The 19,032-nt window shown below is 48.9% G+C and carries 13 protein-coding genes; 4 read left to right on the top strand and 9 right to left on the bottom strand.

Features of this window, described 5'->3' with window-relative positions; all coding sequences use genetic code 11:
- Positions 1-408: 408 nt before the first annotated feature.
- The 4 genes from C7B82_RS13660 to C7B82_RS33780 all read right to left on the bottom strand — a co-directional run bounded on the left by C7B82_RS13660 (position 409) and on the right by C7B82_RS33780 (position 5,957).
- Positions 409-1,083: a carbonic anhydrase gene (locus tag C7B82_RS13660; protein ID WP_106256840.1), complete on the bottom strand. Its 675-nt coding sequence runs from the start codon at positions 1,081-1,083 to the stop codon at positions 409-411.
- Positions 1,084-1,610: 527 nt separating this feature from the next.
- On the bottom strand, positions 1,611-2,147 hold the full coding sequence (locus C7B82_RS13665) for a DUF2808 domain-containing protein (protein ID WP_106256841.1): 537 nt from the start codon (positions 2,145-2,147) through the stop codon (positions 1,611-1,613).
- Between the two features lie 189 nt (positions 2,148-2,336).
- Entirely contained in the window at positions 2,337-3,743 is a 1,407-nt protein-coding gene (locus C7B82_RS33775) for a CHRD domain-containing protein (protein WP_106256842.1), read from the bottom strand.
- A gap of 669 nt (positions 3,744-4,412) precedes the next feature.
- Entirely contained in the window at positions 4,413-5,957 is a 1,545-nt protein-coding gene (locus C7B82_RS33780; RefSeq protein WP_106256843.1) for a CHRD domain-containing protein, read from the bottom strand.
- Positions 5,958-6,857: 900 nt separating this feature from the next.
- Between C7B82_RS33780 and C7B82_RS13680 the strand changes: the two genes are divergently transcribed.
- Positions 6,858-7,640, top strand: coding sequence for a hypothetical protein (locus C7B82_RS13680; protein ID WP_106256844.1), 783 nt, complete (start codon positions 6,858-6,860; stop codon positions 7,638-7,640).
- Positions 7,641-7,708: 68 nt separating this feature from the next.
- On the opposite strand, the gene C7B82_RS13685 is transcribed toward C7B82_RS13680, so the two are convergent.
- The 4 genes from C7B82_RS13685 to C7B82_RS13700 form a co-directional block, all read right to left on the bottom strand.
- On the bottom strand, positions 7,709-8,155 hold the full coding sequence (locus C7B82_RS13685) for a hypothetical protein (protein ID WP_219904376.1): 447 nt from the start codon (positions 8,153-8,155) through the stop codon (positions 7,709-7,711).
- 223 nt (positions 8,156-8,378) lie between these two features.
- Positions 8,379-9,851, bottom strand: coding sequence for an HlyD family type I secretion periplasmic adaptor subunit (locus C7B82_RS13690; protein WP_106256845.1), 1,473 nt, complete (start codon positions 9,849-9,851; stop codon positions 8,379-8,381).
- A gap of 29 nt (positions 9,852-9,880) precedes the next feature.
- Positions 9,881-12,946 (bottom strand): peptidase domain-containing ABC transporter, encoded by a 3,066-nt coding sequence (locus C7B82_RS13695; RefSeq protein WP_245939887.1) that lies wholly within the window; start codon positions 12,944-12,946, stop codon positions 9,881-9,883.
- Positions 12,947-12,971: 25 nt separating this feature from the next.
- On the bottom strand, positions 12,972-13,796 hold the full coding sequence (locus C7B82_RS13700) for a peptidylprolyl isomerase (protein ID WP_106256846.1): 825 nt from the start codon (positions 13,794-13,796) through the stop codon (positions 12,972-12,974).
- Between the two features lie 204 nt (positions 13,797-14,000).
- On the opposite strand from C7B82_RS13700, the gene C7B82_RS33165 reads away from it, so the two are divergent.
- The 3 genes from C7B82_RS33165 to C7B82_RS13710 all read left to right on the top strand — a co-directional run bounded on the left by C7B82_RS33165 (position 14,001) and on the right by C7B82_RS13710 (position 17,059).
- Complete coding sequence (locus C7B82_RS33165; protein WP_146141151.1) at positions 14,001-14,198, top strand: hypothetical protein; 198 nt, start codon at positions 14,001-14,003, stop codon at positions 14,196-14,198.
- Between the two features lie 790 nt (positions 14,199-14,988).
- Positions 14,989-15,939 (top strand): calcium-binding protein, encoded by a 951-nt coding sequence (locus C7B82_RS13705; RefSeq protein WP_106256847.1) that lies wholly within the window; start codon positions 14,989-14,991, stop codon positions 15,937-15,939.
- A 346-nt stretch (positions 15,940-16,285) separates the two neighbouring features.
- Positions 16,286-17,059, top strand: a complete 774-nt coding sequence (locus tag C7B82_RS13710) for a hypothetical protein (protein ID WP_106256848.1) — start codon at positions 16,286-16,288, stop codon at positions 17,057-17,059.
- Positions 17,060-17,416: 357 nt separating this feature from the next.
- Here C7B82_RS13710 and C7B82_RS13715 read toward each other — a convergent pair whose 3' ends face one another.
- Positions 17,417-18,859, bottom strand: coding sequence for a hypothetical protein (locus tag C7B82_RS13715; protein WP_106256849.1), 1,443 nt, complete (start codon positions 18,857-18,859; stop codon positions 17,417-17,419).
- Positions 18,860-19,032 lie beyond the last annotated feature (173 nt).

The following is a 19,032-nucleotide window of genomic DNA, read 5'->3' on the forward strand; positions in this document are numbered from 1 at the left end:
ATTATCTTTGATGAATACTTGCCGCAATGGAATTACACGGCAAAGCCAGAATTACAGGTTATTTAATCCACGATCCTTAGGTGACTTCCGAGAACAATGTACCGTTTACGAACAAGAATTTAATCACTCCGGCATTTCCCGTAGGGGCGCGGCCGTGCGCCCCTACCTGCAAATAATTTGTCGATTTTATTTAATCCACGATCCTTAATAGTAGAAGCAGGTTTTGCCCGCGTCTTTGCATCCAGCCAATCGCTTTGGTGTCAAACCTGTCCCTATGGGCATCTTGTTTGCTAGAAATTGCCTCAGTTGCTGTTAGTGGTCTAGAAGTAAGCTGACCGCTGACCGCTGACTGCTCAGTTAACTCAAAACTCAAAACCTCTTAACGCCTCACACCACTCGTCCCTCTCTTCAAGCGCGTACCGTTGTGATTAATGGATCAGGTACAGGGAACGATCGCTTTTCCATCAACATAAAGCAGCGCTGCGGTGCGTTATAAGCAAACACTGTGCCTGTTTCAATCTCGTACATCCATGCATGGAGATTCAGCCTGCCACTGTGGAGCTTGGATCGAATTGCGGGATAGGTCTCTAAATTCTCGATCTGCGTCAAGACATTTTGTTCGATCGCAATCTTCAACAGATCGTCGGCTTCTACATCTGGATAATTATCCAATACCAGGCGGCGGGTTGCTTCTCCATGACGCTTCAACCAGTCATAGACGGCAGGCATTTTCTCTGCCAGTGTACCTACTTGTAGCAGACCCTTCATCGCGCCGCAGTGAGAATGGCCGCAAACAATAATATCTTTGATGCCCAACGCCTCTACCGCATACTCGATGCCTGCAGATTCGGCACTACTCGCCGCCCCGTAGGATGGAATGATATTACCAACGTTGCGCATCACAAACAGTTCACCGGGCTGCGCCTGAGTGATCAAGCACGGGTCAATCCGAGAATCAGAGCAGGTAATGAACAGGACTTCGGGCGACTGCCCGCCAGAGAGCCGCTCAAAGAGCTCCCGATGATCGTTGAAATAGTTGCTGTGGAAGGCATTGAGCCCTTGAATCAGTCCCGTCAGTGACATAGTCGATTTCCCAGGTTGCGGTCGAGACAGCGAATCATTGACGATCGGTAGGCTCTTAGGTCAATGGCAAACTTTAAACCTTAACGTTCCCCATGCATAGGAGAATCTACCACTTTCAGTGGTTTTGTAAAGCTGCGTAAACTACATAACAACCTTAACCAAGCAATGTGCAAGATGGCAACCGGGATTCCTGGCTTCTCGATGCACTAGCCTCGTCATGCAACTAAACCTGACTTGAGAATAAAATTCAAGAGCCAGAAGGGACAAGCCATTCTGACTCCTTTTAAAGGTATTGACTCTGTCGATTGGAGAGCCAATCGCTTTCACTCTTGCTCCTTGGGCCTTGTCAAAAAATAACTGCATACTTTTGGATCAGCTATCAGCTTTTCTCTAATGGCTGACCGCTGACGGCTGATCGCTACAATCCATGACGTTATTTCTTTGCAGCCCCTCAGCCGGAGTGTTCAGAGTGCGTCAGTTGATTGGAGTGCGTCTACTGATTACCTGAGACTGTAGGCAACCTGTGGTCATTGACGAACGGTTAGACTGCCATCGCCCACAAAAACAGCCGGAAACTTGGTTTCTGGGTAAGCCGCAATGCCGTAGTCGTAAGCGGCTGCAGGCGATGATTGCAGGGTCTTAAGTGCAAGCGTGAGTTGAGCTTTGGGTGGAATGGGTGATTGAAATTCAACCCAAAGGACGCCTGTTTCATCAATCCAGGTGTCTTTGATGCCGATCGCGCCTCCTTCCGCTTTAGCCGAACCAGTAAATGCTTTGGTGCTGGCTAAAGCGAAGCGAAGCGGTGCGACACTTTTTTCTTGATTCTGTTCTGTAAACGAGAAGGATAGTTTGGTGAACCGCTTTCCTGTGCGTTCTGGCATGGTCATTGTGAAAAAGTGCGTGCTGCCGTCTGCCTGTGGACGATCGCTAGTCACTGTTACACTTGCCAGCAACGAAGACCGTTCAACTGGTGTAACGCTTTTGTCGGACACGGCCATTGCTGTCAATGCACTTAAGAGCACAGGACTGACGGCTAGCAGCAGGATGTAAGTTAGTTTTTGCATCGCTTCACTCCATAGTAATTAAGGCTTGAATCGTGTGGAAGGACTCATCGATTGGCAAGAAAACCTATTGAGGAGTCGTGATGCCCCCCAACAGGTGATCAATTTTGTCACTGCGCCTCACGAGGAGATGGATCGAGCTTGGCTGCAGGCTAGTGCGTTTGGGTATAGCACTAGCCATCTGCGTAACCGTTATGCAAATTGCACCACATCTTTGTTGAAGTTGAGGCGGTTTTCTCCGGTAGCAAAGCCTGCTCTGCCGTCGCCATCAACGTCAATGTTGGAGTGGATATTCACGTACAGATTACCACCCAGGAAGGCGGCTTGCTCTTCGGGCGAGAGTTCAAACGTGCCACTCAGGGTGCCAGACTTAGCATCAGTTGGGGTATTCTCGAAGTAACGAACGACCGTCGCATCGGCGAAGTTACCGCGATTGTCACCGGCAGTACTAAAGTGCAGATGCGTGCCGGAAATGGCATTACCTTCCTTATCTACAGGAACTTTCAAGAAGCCATCCGTCAATGCTTTGGGATCAGCTCCACTGAGAATCTTAGCGTTGGGATCGAGTTCCTTTTCTCCCTGGCTGAAGAGCGGAGCGCCATCAAAGTCTTTGTAAGAACCAGTGAAACTGAGGACGCCATTCTTCAACGTTGGCGTTAATTCAGACGTTCCAGGGCTGTCGGTCTTAAAGGGAAACTCTGTTCCACCGCCACCCTTTGCCGTTCCAAACTTAAAGCCATCATCGCCCACATAGAGGAAGTCATCCCCTTTGCCGCCAATCAAGCGATCGTGCCCCAGTGTGCCAGTGAGTTTGCCATCACCACGCTGATTCTTGAACCCATCTGCTTTGAGTGCTTCATTCTTCAGGCTCTCGTTTGCCTCACCTGTAAGTCTGGAGAAGTGGCTCTCATTGATGTCAGAGGCTTTGGCGAATGTCAATGATGCGAGAATGTGACCTTCCCTTTTATCAATGATTAGCGCATTATTTACAGAGTCAAGAGGCTGCTCCAGGCCACCTTTACCGGGGTTTTTGCCTTGAGCAATAATGATATCTTTAGGGTTGACGCCCTGCAGAACGAACCGATCGTTGGTTGGGTCAAAATCAAAGATTCGGTTGGTGGTCTCCTTACCCAAGATGATGGTGTCTTTACCAGTCCCTGTGGTAATCGTGTTTAGACCCTTCCCAGCACCGCGAATGACATCATTGCCACCGCCAGCAATGACGGTATTGTTGCCACCACCAGGATTTAGAAAATCACCTTTGTCACCAAAGCTACCTTCAAAGGAACCCTGCTTGCCAACTTGCTTAGCATTTAACGTTTTGGCATTAGCAACGTTGTTTAGATCCACATGAGTTTCAAACGGACCAACCTTGGGGGCGTGATCGTGATCGTCAACGCCAATGGTGGCTGCTGGAGCAGCGGCTTTTTCATCAGTTGACAGCGTTTGATTCAGCGATTGTTCAAGGTCGGAAGCCAACACTGAAGAACCTTTTGAGCTGGCTGCCAAATTAGCATCATTAGCTTTGCTGAGTGATGGATCTGCGATTCCACCAGCATTGTGTTGTTCTTGATGGATCTTATTGTCAAAACCGTCCATAAGGACTCCTTAAAGTGTGAGAACAGAATGTAAAGGTGCCACAAGCCGAATGCGAGGAAGCGAGTCTCAGGAAAGCTTTGGGCCACTGAAGTGTGCACTGCGAGCTTGAATACACATGACTTATCGGCTTAGGCCAACTAGCATCGTATGCAACTGTGCAGTCGCCTAAAGTCTTAGATGCAATCGATGGTAAATGCCGGAATACAGACCGCTCTATCGACAGCTTCAGGTGATGAGTGGATTAAGTGATACAGCGTCTGTAAGAAGTGAAAAGCTGACTAAGCCTCTAGAGACTTGCAATCCTTAGCAATTCGGTTATTGTGGTCTCTTCGCTCCAACTATAGCAAATGTACATCTATTGGCAAGGCTTAATCGATCGATTTTAGAATTAAATCTCAATTAATTGGAACCGAACCGTCAAAAGGGGTTCTAATTAATCGGTTGACGGCGTGCAAGCGTATGACGCTGAGCGAGTAATGCTGCCCAGTGTCTTGGTTCCAGCCTTTCTTAGCCCAACTAAACTCACCCCAACTAAACGCAATCCGACTGATCTAGGTTGGTTCTTGAGCAAAAAAGCCTGATGGACAAACAACCCATCAGGCTTAGAGGTTTTAGCGCTCAACCATCAGGCTTGCGGCCTGTGGCGTGATGCTCACTACAACTCAGGCGCTAGACGAGACGCACCACGTTTTGGTTGAAGTTGAGGCGATTTTCTCCGGTAGCAAAGCCTGCTCTGCCGTCACCATCAACGTCAATGTTGGAGTGGATATTCACGTACAGATTGCCAGCCAGGAAGGCGGCTTGCTCTTGAGGGGAGAGTTCAAACGTGCCACTAAGTTTGCCAGACTTAGCATCAGTTGGGGTATTCTCGAAGTAACGAACAACCGTTGCATCGGCGAAGTTACCGCGATTGTCACCGGCCGTACTAAAGTGCAGATGTGTGCCGGAAATGGCATTACCTTCTTTGTCTACAGGAACTTTCAAGAAGCCATCCATCAATGCTTTGGGGTTGGCTCCACTGAGAATCTTGGCGTTGGGATCGAGTTCCTTTTCTCCCTGGCTAAAGAGCGGAGCGCCATCAAAGTCTTTGTAAGAACCAGTGAAACTGAGGACGCCATTCTTCAACGTTGGCGTTAATTCAGACGTTCCAGGGCTGTCGGTCTTAAAGGGAAACTCCGTCCCACCGCCGCCTTTTGCCGTCTTCAGCTTAAAGCCATCATCGCCCACGTAGAGAAAATCATCGCCTTTGCCGCCAACCAACTTGTCACGGCCACGCGTACCGGTCAGTTGTCCGTTTCCTTCCTGTACCTTACCGAATTTCACCTCATTGAGCGTGTCGAAAACTTTGTCATCGACCAGGCTAAAGCCCTTTCGCTCGCTCTGTTCTATGCCTTGTAATGCCGTTGCCTTTGTGAATGACAACGATGCCAGGATATGCCCATCAGACTTGTCAATAATTAATGTGTTATTAACTGAGTCAAGCGGAGTGTCGACACCTCCCTTACCTGGGTTTTTCCCCTGTGCGATGACAATGTTGTTGAGATCCATACCCTGAGTAAAGAGCAGGCGATCCTTGGTTGGATCGAAATCTAGAATCAGATTAGTCGTCTTGCTGTCGAGGAGAATGCTATCTTTGCCACCCCCCGTTGTAATGGTGTTGAAGCCGCCACCGCGCCCATCAATCAGATCCTTATCGCCGGTACCAATGACGGTGTTTCTACCAGCACCTGGAATCAAAAAGTCACCTCTGGTACCGATGTCATCCTTAAACGAAACCTCTTTTTTCAGCTTCGCGAGATCGAGACCGCGTACAACATCAACTTGGCTTAAGGCAACGTGGTTTTCGCGGCTGGCTCCTGCACCTGTATGATCGTGATCATCAGGTCCAGTTGAGCCACTTGACTTTGTTTTATTGCAGTTACACGCGGCTGTGCCAGCAAACTGACAAGTTCCCATCTTTTCTCCATCTTTCTGTTCGATCGCCATATCGGAAGACCCCTTAGCAGTAACTGCTTTGGAGGCTTCTGCTTTAGCTGGAGCGGTGTCAGAACCTGAAAGGTTCTGGTTGAGTGCTTCGTTAAAGTTGGAGTCCAGAAGTGAAGAACCTTTCGCCTGACTTCCAGAAGTCTTAAGACCGGAAGCATTCGGGGAAAGATTGCTTGAGTCAACCGACAGTTCGTTGGTTTTCTGTTGGTTCTGGTCGAGTAGTTCCATGATCGCTCCTAAAAGATAAAACAAGTAAAAACACAATCAGTCGATTAAACTAATTGAGACAAAGCTTGCAAAAACTGAAGTGCTGAAGCGCTTCGACAAGAAACTTAAGCAACAGTCAATATGCAGCTTGAATAACAATTAATTAATCGATTCATGCCGTAGATCACACCTTAGAGCAGCCGTTAAAACGCTAAATTCAAACGGCAAATACTAACGTTGTCAGTAGCAATGATTCCTTCGGAAGATTATAGGAATAAGCTAATCAAAGCCTTCCAGAAAACTCCTTAAAGGTTGAAAGATGGTATAGCAAGCTTGCCATGCATCAGCATTGAGGTTTCGAGCCTGGAACGATGATGAGTGGCTGAAGCTTACACTTTGCTTTTCAACCAATAACGGCTTGTCAAGCAAATCAATTGACGTTGATTGTCAAGCCGTATCGAACCACAGTCTGAAATCTAATCAGAATGGTAAATGCAGGTTCTTGCAGTCAATCGCCACTTTTGGTAGTGCTAGGCGATCGTAGACCTAAACATTACGACGGCTGTAAAGAATATGGAACCCATCAAAAATTCTGAATTCCGACGAAGGAATCTAAATTCTTAACTAGAGATGCTTATGATTCCTATAAAATAATTTAACGCATAAACTTATACAAAGACAAGCTGTTTACCTTAGTTTTATACCGGTTCTTAGATAGATTAATCACTATCGTTGACAGTCGTAGACACCTAAGCATGCGGTTTCAAACCAATCGATATTGCATGTGGTAGCGCATCTGCTGGGTCTATGGCATAGTTAATGCGAGTCAAGGCTGTTTGCTCAAACCAGGCATGAGTTCTTGCTCCAATAATTTATCGGCTGTATCTACGGCAAGGAGAATGTTTTCTGATGCGATCGACAATGACAACTTCCCCCTTGAACTTGATGACGATCAACGGCGAACCCGCTGTGCCGTTGGAAGCAATGCCAGAAAGTTGGCAACGGATTGTAGCTAGCGATTGGATGACTGAGCCACGCGTCTATACTGCAATGGCGCAAGTGTTTTTGGCAAAAAATCAGCAGGGGCATATCCTGTTTGCAGAGCGTCCCGATACAGCGCATTTAAAGGACGCTTACTGCAAAGGTAATGGACTGTTAGCATGGGAAGCCGTGTCTCATTTTGGCGAGGCCTTTTTGCCAGAAAGCTATCCTGATATGCAACAGATCCGGGAGTCGCTATCGGTCAACGATCAGCAGAATCAGGAACGGCTTGCACTGATTAATGTAGTGAACGATCTCTTTAATGAACTGGGTTATGATGTGCCTGCAACGTTCTACTGGACGTTTTTACATCCGTTGCAACGATCGGATTTGTTTGAGGTGCGATCATTCCGCTTCAGCGAGCGAGATCTGGGCATTGCCCGGAAATTTGATGCGATTCTTCATGGTGGATACGTATCGATGCTCCGGCGCTTGATTGACAGTGTATCGAGTCAATATGGCTATTTTCTTGAACACGGCTGTGGTTGCGAAAACCACTTGGCTAAGCTAAAGCCCTGTGATGCACCGTTTACCTACACGATTCCAACTGAAGCACGGCAAAAGACGCTGCGTGCGTTTCTTTGGAGCGTGATGGAAGAGTACATGCTGTTTGAGTTGCGATCGGCCACTCGGCTAGTTTACGCCGACAACCTGGCACTCTGATGGTGAAGCAATTGCTTTGAAGTTAGTAGAAAGGGCACCGTTTATTGGTGCCCTTTTTTGTGTTCTACCTATGAAAGTGAAAGGTATTCTAGCGGATTAACATCTCCAGCATTGCGGTAGATCGTCCACGGATAATCATTGCGATGCAGTAGAGAACCTTTCGCTGTGACGCAGATTGCCACGGTGGCCTCCCTATTGGGACCACGAAAAAGAATAGCTGAATCCTCCTGACGTCCACCTAATTCGTACTGGTCGCAGGTGACTTTCTCTTCAACCACAATGAAGGTCTTTTGAACCGTTCTGCAATAGGCCTGGATTGCTAAAAGGCTCGTTTCAATGGCCTTGAGGCAATCATCTGGCGGTAAATCTTTAGCGACTTGTAGAGCAGTCTGAATTTTTTGTTGTAGCTCTTGTCTGATGTGCAGGTGCTGAAGCTGAGCTGCAGCATCAATACTATTGGTAGAAATCGGTGTATTGGTAGAAATCGGTGCTTTGTTGTCAAACAATACAGTCATGGTGTCACCACATCTTAAGGGCAAAGATTGACGTGGAGAGCACCCTGATCGAGAAGGGGTTGAGTACGTTGAATGAATTAATGAGGCCGCGATAAGAGGCAGATGTGTGGATTGTTCATATCTCAACGACGCTATCAACAGGGAATATCGCCGCACTGCTTCAAACCATGAATTAAAAACAGAAGGATCATGATGGGTTTGGGCTCGATCGAGCCACGCTCGCTTAGCGAACCGATTTCAGCCCATCGAATGCTTTCGTGATTTCTTCGGTGACATAGCTGATCGGTGCCCGCTGACGGACTTTCACTAACGCCGCAATACTCATGCCGGGTGTCAAGGGAAACCGTTGCGATCGGCGCTCTAGGAACTGCCGATCGAGCTGCACTTCGATCGGGAACACAGTCGGGCCTGGAGCTTGTTCGGTCAACTTGATCGCTTCACTACCCACTTTCGAGACAACCCCTTTCACAGAACCAAATTCCGTAAACGGATAAGCATCAATGCGCACATCAACCGGCATACCCACACGAATATTGGCGATATCTGCATTGGCAACGCGAACCTGTGCCGTAAGCGATTCATTAGGAACCACTTGCAATAATGTTTGACCAGGCTGAGACACAACGCCCGGAAGCTTCGGCCCCAATTCAAAAACGACGCCATCAGCAGGAGCCCGCAAATCCTGTGCCTTCAAATCAAGCTGCACTTGACTCAATTTTCCATTCACTTCAATCATCTGACGCTGACCGTCTTTGATGGTGGCGTCAAAGGTTGTATCTAAGGCGCCCAACTGGCGCTGTAAATCTTGCATCGTGTCGGTCATTTGCTTACTATCTTCGACCTGGGTTTGCACCCGACCGATTTCTAGCTGCTGCCGTTTCGAGAGCGTTTGGGCGCGCTGACTTTGGAGTTCACTCACATTCAATCTACGTTGCAGCAGATTAACGCGAGAAATGGCTCCTTGATCGGCTAGAGGCTTCAACCGTGCCAGCAGTTCTTGTTCTGTTTGCAGTTGAAACTCTGTTTGAGTTCGCTGTGCTTCCGTTTCACTGATTTTTGCCTGGCTGTCTGAATCTTGTAGAGTAGTGATGGACTGTCGTTCACGTAATTGCCGCTCAAAGAGGTCGTAGCGCTGACGCTGCTCTGGCGATAGGTTGCTGGGGTCGCCTGAGAGTTGAGCGACCAGCAGCAGTCGTGTTTGTACCTGGTTGATCAGTTCGGGTGGTACGCCAGTTGCACTTCTACCCAGCATCGCTAAGGGTTTGCCCTCGCGCGCCGTTCGCAGCACCGCAATTTCTTTGACTAAGCGATCGCGCTGTAGCAACAGTTGTTGCATTTGATTATAGAGGGACGTTTTACTCAACTGCATCAATAGCTGACCCTGTTTTACCTGTTGCCCTTCTTTCACCAGCACAGCCGTGACGACACCCCCCGCTCGTGATTGGATCACCTGTGACTGTGACAGAGGCTCGAGTTTGCCGCTTGCCGTCACCACAACATCAACCCGTGCGACGATCGACCAACCCGCGCCAACCGTAACACCGACTAAAATCACCTGCGTGATGAGTTTTGTCCAGGGAGCAACGGACGGTAAGTTGATGGCTTTGAGTTCTAGATTTTGCTCAACTTGATCCAGCTTTGCCCGGTATTGCTTTTGCAGTGCTCCAAACGGGTTAAGTATCCAATGACGGCTCATAATGCTTCTCCAGGTAAATAATTTTCCAGTTACGCTTCGCGTGACTGTTGCGCATAGAGGCAGTAGTAAAGCTGACGGCGGGCAATTAACTCCTGATGCGTTCCCTGCTCTGCAATGATGCCCGCTTGCATAAAGAGTATCCAGTTTGCATGGGCGATCGTATTCAAACGATGGGTGATGAAAAAGCAGGTACGGCCTTGAAAACGCTGCATCAGGTTTTGGCAAACGCGTCGTTCCGTTTCGTAGTCTAGAGCGCTGGTTGCTTCATCAAAAATCAGCAGTCGAGGATTACGAATCACCACACGAGCGATCGCAATCCGCTGCCGTTGTCCGCCTGACAGTGATGAACCGCGTTCGCCAATCTGCGTTGCGTAGCCCTCTGGTAATTGCATGATGAAATCATGTGCTTCTGCGATTCGTGCAGCTTCGATGATCAACTCATCCGGTAGATCTTCGAAGAGCGCAATGTTGTCTCGAATGCTGCCTTGAAAGAGCACAGCATCCTGAGAGACAATACCCACTTGCGATCGCAGGGAGCTTAAATCCACTTTGTTGATATCGTAACCATCAATGCTTATACTGCCGCTCTGTGGCATGTATAAGCGGGGCAACAGTTTCATCAGCGTACTTTTACCGGAGCCACTTTGTCCGACAATGCCCACAAAGGTACCGGGTGGCACTTCTAAATTCACGTTCATTAGCTGTAGTTGCCCTGGTTTGAACCCAAAGCTGATATCGCTGAACTGAACACGACCTTCGATCGCAGGCATCCGGAGATAGGTTTTTTCCTGCAAGAGTTCCCCTTCCATCGGCGCATCCGCAATATCTGCCAGCAGTTCCATCGAAAGTGAGGTTTCTTGAAACTTTTGCCAGAGTCGTGCCAGACGCAGTAGTGGTCCAGTCACGTAGCCTGTCAGAATCCGAAAGGCGATTAAGCCACCCAGAGACAGCTCTCCTTTCAGCACGAGTGACGCGCCCACCCATAGCACAAGCAAGCTGCTCACCGTATTCAGAAATTGGCTATAGGAGTAAAAGACGGTGTTGATCGTTGAAGTGGTAAAGCCACTGGTGAGATACTGCACGTAGCGATCGCGCCAGGTTGCTTCCACCAGCGATTCCATATGCTGAGCTTTAACCGACGAAATACCACCCAGCACCTCGACCATATAGGATTGCACTTGCGCACCCTGCTCTGCCTTCACACGGATCAGCTTTTGCTGAATGGTTGACATCAGCAAGGTCGAAAGAATCACGATCGGCACCGTTGCCAATACACAAAACGTGAGTTGAACGTTGTAGAGAAGCATCACCCCGATGTAGAAGACCGAGAACACGACATCCATTACAGTTGTGATTGCTGTATCCGTCATGAATTGACGAATATTCTCCAACTCCAGTAATCGTGATGACAGTTCACCCACTGGACGCTTCTCAAAAAAGTTGAGCGGCAAATGCAGCAAGTGGCGAATGAGTTCTACGCCCAGGTGCAAATCCATGCGGTTGGTCGTACTGAGCAGTAGATACGTTCGCAAGATGGTCAGTATACCTTCAACAAAGGCAAACGAAACCATCAAGACGCCAAACATCGACATGGCTTCGCCATTTGCCTTGATGATGACATTATCAATGACCTGTTGAATCAGCAATGGGTTGGCTAAACCCAGCAGTTGAATGACGATTGAAGCCAGCAGCACCTGAATCAGAGTGCCCCGCTGTTTAGACACCAGTGGTAAAAACCAATCAAAGCCAAACCGCTTGGTCGGGGTACTGGCAAACCGCTCCAGCACGATCGCTCGACAGCTTGCCGTGTCACGATTGCCCGACGAAGCCGCATCTAACGTCAGCCGTGATGCCAATTCAGCCGGAGCCAACCGCAGCAGGCCTGTACGCGGTGAGCCAATGACAGCCGTTGTCGGTGTGGCATCATGTAGCACCGCAAGAATGTTGCTGCATTCAACCAGGGCTGGCGTTGGCAATCGGTTAATGCCGCCTGCTGTGGGTGTAAAGCGAACCACATGGGCATTTAACCCGATCGCTTGAGCAATGCGTACGTAGAGATCAAAGGGTTCAAATTTGTCGAGCGTTTGTTGCTTTAAGGAGCGCCGCAGCGAATCGGCACGAAACGGCACCTGCAAGCGCTCACAGACCATCCCAAAACAAGCCACCACGTCTTCAATCTGGTCAGGCAGGGTTGCTTTCCAGATGGGGTAAGCCTTGGCATTTGAGGGGGCAACCAGAGGCGTCATGCTACTGTCTGACGGTCCCTCTGGCAGGCTAAGGTCGAGCACTGGCGTGATAGAGGATGTTGCTGCAGCTGGCAAACTGGGAATGTTTCGATTCAGGACAGCGGACGCCAAACACGTGCGATCAATCCCTAGCAAACGCACTGGAAACCGTGAAGGGCGCATCTGTTGCAATTGATCGATGCTCTTTAAAGGTGCCCCGATCGGCAGGTTCAGTGATTCACCACCGCTCACTAGCCAAACCCGATCGGATGATAAATTGGGTGCCAGGGCATCCAACTGCTTGGCTTCGGGGTGCCAATGTTGCACAGTGGCTAACTTTTCACGATCAATATGATGCACGACTTCAGTCAGGTTGATGTCTGCGCCTCGATCGGGCATCTTAGCCAGCGCACGAGACAGCGTATCGAACAATTCCATCAGGCTGACGCGCCGCATCAGCACAGGCATCAAGTGTTCTAACGCCAACGTTTCAAACTCATCGGCAGATAACGCCAATGTCAAAACCTCTCGATCGTTCTCTGCTGATGCCATAGCGGCCCGTACAGATCCTGCTGACACGCGCCGTAGCAAGCTGTCCCAACCAATCACACTACCTTCACCCACCACTTCTAGCGTTGGGCTTTGGTAGGAGGTCGGGCCGAGAATCCGCACGCGCTCCTGTACGATGCAGTGAACGGCTGAAGGGAGCTCTCTGGATGGATAAATTAATTCTCCCGACTGAAACGAACACAACCGCAGTTTGGGTGCGATCTGTTTCTGTAAGGCGGCAGAAAGATGATTAAACGGCCAAGCGGCAAAAAAATCGGTGAGAAACGACTGCACGGGTGCATCAACCTGCATCATTGCCATAAACCCTCAAGCATTCCTAAATGTTTTAATTGGCTGCAACGGGCAGTCGTCCGACAGCGTTTGCTGACGCTGCGTTTGCTGATACTGCTTCTGCTAACACCGCATCAGATAACACTGCGATCGTGCCTGGTACTTCAGTCATGGCTTTAGTTTGGGTTTGCAGCCACTCTTCATAGAGGCGATTCATTAAATCGGCACGAGTGGCTTCGTTAAGGCGTGCGGCCGTAAATTGCTCCAGACGTACAACCCAAAAACCATCAGCAACGGGAATGGGACCATAGACAGTGCCAACCTGCTCGTTACGAAACAGCGCACCGACTTCGATCGGCAGTGTTGACAATGGTACCGGACCAACCCGACCGCCAGTCAGCCGTTCCGAGCCTAACGAATACTGCTGCGCGAGTTCCATAAAGTCTGCGCCATCATCTCGAAGCTGAAAATAGAGCTCCTGTGCCCGTGGCAAATGGGTCAGTTGAATCACTGAATATTCCACCTGATCCAACTCTGACTTGATACGCAGGAACTCTGATTCGATCTGGCTAGCAAATCGAAGCTGCTTGAATTTTTGTACTTGCAATTCTCGTAACACGACAGAGCTGAAATAATCCAGAGTCACTCCTTTGATTTGGCACCATTGCTTGATAAAGCCTTCAAAGTCTTCAGGGATGGGAGCCTCTGTCGCACCGAATAAGGTATAAAACAGCTCCTGCTTCGATAATGGAACTTCCTTAATCACCTCGTCCAGCAAAATCTGCCCAACCATCGGCTCCAGGAGCTTATATCGAACTAATGCAGAAATAATTTGATCACCATTTAACAGGTAATCGCCAATCTTCAAACAGTTGCTCATAGCAATGTTCCTAAACCATCATCCAGAGAAGTTTTGCGAGCAATACATCCATGTCACTGAGCGAACACTCCTCACCGACGCAAGCCGTCGTTTCTTTCAATAGGGCACCATAATTAGAAGCCCATTAGAAGTGCGCTTCTAATACCCTTTATTCAACGTTGTTCTACAGGCGTTGCTGAGTCTGGCGATGCTTTGTGAATCCCTGTGTCTGTTGTAGAGGGTTATCGCCTGCGACATGCAAGAAACAAGGCCCTACGAAAGTTATGTCCCGAAGCAGCAACGCCAGACTACAACCCAAAACCCTTACTTGGTAGCAAAACCAGCCGTTACAGCAGTACTAATCCCTGCTTCACTCTGGCGGCGATCGCTGATATATCAGACATCGCACACTTTTACACCTAGAAAATTCTATAGGGCAAGTACTAAATCGATGCACCGACCCAGAACATAACACAATCATTAAGATGATTGCTTAATTAGAACCAATTTACAAACTGTTCTAGTTAAGCGGCAAGCGATCGTGTGGATCTATTACCGGAACCATAACTAGCATCAAATCAACTTCCACGCAAGTCGAAATTTAATTAGAACTACAAGATAAAATTGGTTCCAATTAATCCGGATATGGTTTTTGAGTCAAAAATACTACACGTGTAAAGCCTGTAATCTAAGTGCGTGTCAAGATATTCTACCTATGGAATGCCTTCTGAAAAGGACTTAGCGGTCAATTTTTCTTCTGCGGTGCTACTTAAGATCTATGTATCAAAAGATGAGATTCGTCCTGAAAAGTTCTGAGAATTTCAGGTTGGCTAAATCTGTTTGCTTCTTTACTCTTGGTACAGAGTGGTGTTACACCTGAACTGAGATTATGGGTGTAAGTCTACCGACCGATCATGCCAACCAATCTTGGAAACAATCATAAAGCTCTACTGGGTAGGCGTTCTAGCATTGTTACTCTCTAAGTTGGCGATCGTTTTTAAACTAAGCAGTGAAGCGATTATCAAGGCCGTTGCAGCCTTCGATCGCGTACAGTAACACTGAGATTTTACCTACCATCACGGTTCGCTAAAGCAATGCGTATGCCGCAGTGAAAAACAGCGTCAGTCTGGCTGACGCTGGTTCAGCTTTCGCTAGGTTTACATAGACACCGTCTGACCGATACAGGCAACTTAACCAATTACGAGGAAATGACATGGCCATTAGTGCACAAAGAGGACTAGATACCTTATTAGCCTTCTTGCAGTCCAACCCATCATCGTTCATAGGGCAGGATCAGTTCCAATCCCAATTTCAAGGATTGGGCAACACCCGTTTGGGAGCCGATCCAACTGCTGGCGTTAACTTTATTGGGGATGCAGGCGATAACATTGCACGGACTGGTTCAAGCGCCGATACAGTCCACACAGGCAACGATCTGATGGTCGGCAATGATGGTAATGATTTTCTCGCTGCTGGCGCTGGCAACGATGCCCTCTTTGGCGGCAATGGCAACGATCGACTCGAAGCTGACGGCGGCAATGACACCGTTTTTGGTGATGCCGGTGATGATCAACTCTTTGCCAGTACAGGCGACGACTTCGTTTCTGGTGGTACAGGGAATGATTTGTTGGAGGGTGAAGAAGGTAACGACACTCTCATTGGAGGGGATGGCATTGATGTCATGAAAGGTGGACAGGGGATTGACCAGTTTGTCTATGAAGGCAATGTGTTTGCCAACGGAACACCTGCACCCGCCGGTCAAACAGGGATTAACGCTCTCAACAAACCCGATATCGTTTTGGATTTCACGATCGGAGAAGACAAATTTACGTTCGATGGCAAAGATTTGGGGCTTAAAAATCTGACCTTTCAGAAAGGTCAATCCTCCCAACTCGCTGGCGATGGCAACCTGATTGTTTTGACCGATCCATTCCCAGCCGCCGGAGCCGCTGCTCGTGCGATCGCGAATAACGCCAACATCACTTCGGATGCAGGGGCGTTTGTTTACTTCAACACAACGCTAGGTTTGACCCGGTTGGTGTTTTCCAACGATCTCAGCGATGGTGGAGACATCAGCGTCTTGGCGAACTTGGACAACCAACGCGGTGCTGCTGGACTGGCAAATATTGCCAACTTCTCGGCCAATGACTTCACGCTGGCTTAAGCTGCGCGTTCGGGTAAACGGCATGACCGCAAACGGGATTGAAGAGACTGATCGCCAGGGTGCAGCTATTTCTTACTCAAACCCGTCAAGATCATCTCCGCTAGGCGATAGACCAGCTAAGCTTCTGGCACGCCAAACCGGGAAGATCTGGTCATGCCTTTATCCTAAAGGAGGAGTGTCACTGTCTATGACCTAAAGGTGTGAGTTTGCGGCTTGAGTAGCAGTTGTGCTTCGTTTGCAACTGTACAGTACCCACTGCCTTCACCGTTTGACTAATTTGTCAGCGTTTCATTGAACGTAGCGCCGCATCACAGTCTCCTATCGTTTATTTTGGAAAGGCTTAGTTATGAGTCGTCAGGTCTTAGAGCGTGGAGTGCTCGCTTGCTCTGCATTAGCACTTTACGGTTGGTCACAACCGTCTGTATCAGAACCGATAATCCAGCATGACTGCAAGCCGACTTCAAAGGTTGCCAGCGCTAAAGACAGTTGTGCCCAGAGTCCAAGCAATCGAATTTCTAGTGCCGCTCCAGAAAAACTTGTGAACGACCAGTGGAGCGATCGTCAAAACAATCCGCTCCCTGACAAAATGGAAGCGGTGTATAGTGACCTCCTGGCACAAGCACAAGCGTTAGTCGGTCGTAATCAAGTCACGCAAGCAGTGGATCTCGTGGGTGGCATTCCTAAAAACAGTCGACATTATGGGATGTCGCAACAGCTCCAGGACGATTGGTCACGGGAATTATTGCGGCAAGCGACTGGTGAATACGAGCAAGCTCGCATCGGTAAAGCGCTATCAATGCTCAATACCATTCCACCCGGCAGCCAGTTGCACAATCGCGTGACAGATATACAGCAACGCTGGGTCAAACAAGAGACCTTGCTGCAACGAGCGATCGCCCTTAAGCAAGCAGGCAATTGGCAAGAAGTCACTGACACTGTTAAGTCGTTAGAAGGCACACCCATGTATCAAAGCCTGCTTGTACAAGGACTTTTGCAGCAAGCTATGACCCAACTCTATAAGCCTGATGCTGCCATGCTACAAATTGCGATGGAAGACTTACCCGCCGTGCAGCCACCCGTTGCCCCACCAGAAACAATATCGGTCATGCCGAGCATGTAGGAATTGTAAGCAAAATAGCACACTGAAAGAAAATTTCGTAGGGACGTTTTGCGTTTCTTACATGCCGCAGACTATCACCCTCTACAACAGAGACAGGGATTTACCAAGCCACCCCAGCTTTAGCAAGGCCCTTTCCCTCATGACTGCTGGATGGTTTGTGATGCCGATGAAACGGCTTTCTGGCAGATATGATCAGCGATAGGAGCTGTAGGGCTGGTTTCGCCCCTCCGTGAACAGCAAATTAGAGCGCCGCTGTGCTAAACCGTCCCTGCAAGCATCTGCGACGATCGTCATTGGATGGGTTATTGAGATTGGTTGGTGAGGAGTGCTCAACTCCTCACATTTTTTGTTGGCACGCTAGCGGCGATCGGGTAAAGTCTTAGAGAACTCAATCCCAAAGAGCTTCTTGAGTACGACCAGTGGATCAGTTTGCGGCAAGCTCATATCGACAAAAAGGGTGTGAGCCAGCTGTAGCTGAGCCGCGCTGTACTGCCTCTGATTTTGAGCTTGAGAAACGGCTAAGCCCAGATCATGAAACCATCGCACTAACACGGGTAGCGAGTTTTCAAACGCTACAGCGGTTTGATCGCTGGAGAATCTAAGGATTCGTCGCTTAAAATGGGCATTCATTAATGTATACGTTGTGCCGTCTTGCACCATTTCCCAGCGCGATTGTGGCATGGCTTTCTCACTCCAGGTCGCCCACAAACGCATCCGCGTTAAAAGCGCGTCCGAGTCACGGTCATTTGATAAGTAAAACGTCAACCACCGTGTCATTGGCAGCTCCAGCACTCGACGAGTTGTTTGTGGCGTTACCAGCTCAGGAGGGCTCACTGCTGGCTTAACGTCTACCCATGCAGCTTGAGTCGCGATCGTCCCTTGATTGAACTCATCCAGCCGTGTCGCTGCGTCACCAGGAAGCAAATGGCTCAACTCAGCCCGTGTTGGAGAAGCAACCAACAAACCCTCTGTAGTCAGAGGCTCTAGAATGGATAGGCGATCGAGGGGCTCATGTAAAACAGAAGTATCAGGCGCGAGCATCAGAGGTGTAACCTCCCAGCGGTAGCGATCGAGCCTGCCTCCTTCATGCATGCAAGCGGGAAACGGATACGACTGCTTGGCGATCGGCTGATGCGTTTTTGGATCAAGATACTCCAGTTGCAAATGAATATCTGGAGTGTCATTTTGTTGTTTATCAAACGTGTAATCTGCTGGTGGTGGTTCCAGGCAAATCAGCCGTACAACTTGGTTGACAGCCGGATTGGTCGAATCCTGTAGCTGAAAAACATTGTGAGGCGGTTTGAACACCATGCGCCCTTCAACATCCAAGAAGTAGTCAAGTGCACATCCTTGAGGAACGTAGAAGAGCGTGCCAATGTAGCGATCTAACTTGGGCTTACGCCGCCTTAAATAGACATAATACTGAGTCGGTTCATTCAAACCGCGATCTTGATAGCTGTAGTCTTTTTTGAGCAGTAGGCGAGTGTTGTGATTCTCAGACGACACGCCTCGACGGTGGCGATCGCCAATCTCTCGCAGCCCAAATTCTAGAATGGTTTGGATATGATCCGCTTCAAGCTGCGTGAGGAGTCGGCGAATCAGCGCTACTTTCGCTTTGGCTTTCAGCTGACTCACGTGATCAAGCACACTGTCGGCAGCCGCTAGATCATCGGCCAAAGCACTATCGGCTTCGAAGAGTTTTGCTTGACTGAATGGCTCGGTCAAGGCTTTCACGTCTGGCTGGGGGATTGATTGAACAAGCCCCCCGTTAATCTCTGGGACAGGAACGTCACGACTCATGTAAGGAAAAATTTCAGGAACTGCACACCACACTCGTCAGTTATCGAACCGGGTACATTCAGTTAACCCACACTGATCGATTGCGATGGATTCATTCTATCCCAAAATTTTCTGCAGACAGAGAGCTTAAGCGAAAGATTGTGCGAAGCCGTGCAGAGGTTCTGTTAAGAGTT

The organism is Stenomitos frigidus ULC18 (genome assembly GCF_003003795.1).
GTDB classification, from domain to species: domain Bacteria; phylum Cyanobacteriota; class Cyanobacteriia; order Leptolyngbyales; family Leptolyngbyaceae; genus Stenomitos; species Stenomitos frigidus_A.